Here is a 2252-nt window from a genome sequence, read left to right as displayed (position 1 = left end):
CCCTCCGTCCCCGCCCCGAGTCACACCACGGACGACCCCCACGGCAAGGAGTCCTGATGCGCCTCTTCGACCCCCACATCCACATGACGTCGCGGACCACCGACGACTACGAGGCCATGTACCGGGCGGGCGTCCGCGCCGTCGTCGAACCCGCCTTCTGGCTCGGCCAGCCCCGCACCTCGCCGGCCTCCTTCACCGACTACTTCGACTCCCTCCTCGGCTGGGAACCCTTCCGCGCCGCCCAGTACGGCATCGCCCACCACTGCACCCTCGCCCTCAACCCCAAGGAGGCGAACGACCCGCGCTGCACCCCCGTCCTCGACCTGCTGCCCCGGTATCTCGTCAAGGACAACGTCGTGGCCGTCGGCGAGATCGGCTACGACTCCATGACGCCCGCCGAGGACACCGCGCTCGCCGCCCAGCTCCAGCTGGCCGCCGACCACGGCCTGCCCGCCCTGGTGCACACACCGCACCGCGACAAACTCGCCGGACTGCGCCGCACCCTCGACGTCGTCCGGGAGTCCGCGCTGCCCATGGACCGCGTCCTGGTCGACCACCTCAACGAGACCACCGTCAAGGAGGCCAAGGACAGCGGGTGCTGGCTCGGCTTCTCCGTCTATCCCGACACCAAGATGGACGAGGAACGGATGGTCGCGATCCTGCGCTCCCACGGCCCCGAACGGGTCCTGGTGAACTCCGCCGCCGACTGGGGGAGGAGCGACCCGCTCAAGACCCGCAAGGTCGCCGACCTGATGCTCGCCGAAGGCTTCACCGAGGACGACGTCGACCGGGTCCTGTGGCGCAACCCCGTCGCCTTCTACGGCCTCAGCGGTCGGCTCACCCTCGACGTCACCGCCCCCGAGGCCACCCACGAGGGCAACTCCATCCAGCGCGGCGTCCCGAAGGACGAGTCCCCGCGGACGGCCGGCGTCACCGCCGCGGAGGCGTGAGCCATGCGCTTCCGCCACCCCGACGGGTCCACCGTCCACCTCGCCTACTGCACCAACGTGCACCCCGCCGAGACCCTCGACGGTGTCCTCGCCCAGCTGCGCGACCACTGCGAACCCGTCCGCCGCCGGCTCGGCCGCGACCGGCTCGGCATCGGCCTGTGGCTCGCCAAGGACGCCGCCCGCGCCCTGGTCACCGACCCGTCCGCCCTGCGCGGACTGCGCTGGGAACTCGACCGGCGCGGCCTCGAGGTCGTCACCCTCAACGGCTTCCCCTACGAGGGATTCGGCGCCGAGGAGGTCAAGTACCGCGTCTACACACCGGACTGGGCCGACCCCGAACGCCTGGAGTACACCACCTCCCTGGCCCGCCTCCTCGCCGGACTGCTCCCCGACGACGTGTCCGAGGGCAGCATCTCCACCCTGCCGCTGGCCTGGCGCACCGCCCACGGCCCGGAACGCGCCGAAGCCTCCCGCGCCGCGCTGCGCACCCTCGCCGAACGCCTCGACGCGCTCCAGGAGCTGACCGGGCGCTCCCTGCGCATCGCCCTGGAACCGGAACCCGGCTGCGTCGTCGAAACCACCCGCGACGCCATCGGCCCGCTCACCGCGGTCGGCCACGACCGCATCGGCGTCTGCGTCGACACCTGCCACCTCGCCACCTCCTTCGAGGACCCGCACACCGCCCTGGACGACCTCGTCCGGGCCGGCGTCCCCGTGGTCAAGTCCCAGCTCTCCGCCGCCCTGCACGCCGAACACCCCCATCTGCCCGAGGTCCGCGAAGCCCTGCGCGCCTTCGCCGAACCCCGCTTCCTGCACCAGACCCGCACGTCCACCGCCGCCGGACTGCGCGGCACCGACGACCTCGGCGAGGCCCTGGCCGGCGACACCCTGCCCGACGGGGCGCCCTGGCGCGCCCACTTCCACGTCCCGCTGCACGCGGCCCCCGCCGCACCCCTCACCTCCACGCTGCCCGTACTGAAGTCCGCCCTGACCCGGCTCGTCGGCGGCCCGCACCCCCTCACCCGCCACCTCGAGGTCGAGACCTACACCTGGCAGGCCCTCCCGCCCGAGCTGCGGCCCAAGGGCCGCGCCCAGCTCGCCGACGGCATCGCCGCCGAACTCACCCTCGCCCGCGACCTGCTGACGGACCTAGGCCTGAAGGAACTCCCATGACCCCGGACCCCGCGGCGGACCGCACGACGGAGCCCGCCACGCACCCCGCGACGGAGCCCGTGACGGACCGCACCGCGGAACCCGTCGCGGAACCCACGGCCGCCGGCCCCACCCCCCTCCTCGTCCTTG

The 2252-nt window shown here is 73.3% G+C and carries 2 protein-coding genes; both read left to right on the top strand.

Translation table 11 applies throughout. The annotated features are described in order from the left end of the window. The first annotated feature begins 56 nt into the window (after window positions 1-56). A complete protein-coding gene (locus AOK18_RS29890) occupies window positions 57-950 on the top strand; it encodes a TatD family hydrolase (RefSeq protein ID WP_055571421.1) in 894 nt (297 codons plus the stop codon). 3 nt (window positions 951-953) lie between these two features. Then, complete coding sequence (gene eboE / locus AOK18_RS29885) at window positions 954-2123, top strand: metabolite traffic protein EboE (RefSeq protein ID WP_055696324.1); 1170 nt, start codon at window positions 954-956, stop codon at window positions 2121-2123. The last annotated feature ends 129 nt before the right edge of the window (window positions 2124-2252 follow it).

Source organism: Streptomyces prasinopilosus (assembly GCF_001419695.1).
In the GTDB taxonomy this organism is placed as follows: domain Bacteria; phylum Actinomycetota; class Actinomycetes; order Streptomycetales; family Streptomycetaceae; genus Streptomyces; species Streptomyces prasinopilosus.
Note: the sequence above shows the minus strand (reverse complement) of the source record. Positions and strands in the feature narration are given on the sequence as shown.